This window comes from Paracoccus sp. 22332 (genome assembly GCF_052045125.1).
Classification (GTDB): Bacteria; Pseudomonadota; Alphaproteobacteria; order Rhodobacterales; family Rhodobacteraceae; genus Paracoccus; species Paracoccus haematequi_A.
This window is the reverse complement of record NZ_JBQEOI010000124.1, coordinates 1-714: the sequence shown is the minus strand read 5'-3', so window position 1 is coordinate 714 and position 714 is coordinate 1. Positions and strand designations below refer to the sequence as shown.

The 714-nt window shown below is 64.1% G+C and carries 1 protein-coding gene; it reads left to right on the top strand.

Going from position 1 to position 714, the window contains the following annotated elements; all coding sequences use genetic code 11:
• Positions 1-705 (top strand): Mu transposase domain-containing protein (locus ACTJI6_RS24140; RefSeq protein ID WP_440804312.1); only part of this gene is annotated, 705 nt, incomplete at its 5' end.
• Between the last annotated feature and the right edge of the window lie 9 nt (positions 706-714).

The window sequence follows — 714 nt, the reverse complement described above, 5'->3', positions numbered from 1 at the left end:
GAGCAATGCCGCAAGCGCCAGCACGATGTCCTGCGCGGCGAAAGCGAAACGATCGGCGAGCGGCTGCAACGCGATCTGGCTGCCATGCGCCCCCTCCCGGTCGCGCCCTTTGATGCCTGCGACCAGGACAGTGGCCGCGTCTCGTCCCAGTGTCTGGTGCGCTACAAGACCAACGACTACTCGGTGCCGGTTGCCTTCGGCCATCAGGATGTCTGGATCCGGGCCTATGTCCACGACGTGGTGATCGGTTGTCGGGGCGAGGTCATTGCCCGCCATCCCCGCTGCTGGGATCGCGAGGAGATCGTCTTCGACCCGATCCACTACCTGCCGCTGCTGGAGCAGAAGATCAACGCACTCGATCAGGCCGCACCATTGCAAGGCTGGGAACTCCCCGAGGCGTTCGCCACCCTGCGCCGGCTGATGGAAGCGCGCATGAACCGGCATGGCCGACGCGAATACGTCCAGGTCCTGCGGTTGCTCGAGACCTTCGATCTGGCTGATCTCCATGCCGCAGTGAAGCAGGCGCTTCAGATGGGCGCAATCGGCTTCGACGCCGTGAAGCACCTGCTGCTTTGCCGTGTTGAACACCGTCCACCCCGGCTGGACCTGGACTGTTATCCCTATCTGCCCAAGGCCACGGTCGAGAAGACGAAGGCCGGTTCCTACATGCGGCTGTTGTCGGGCAATGCGGAGGACGCGGCATGAGCGATGCCC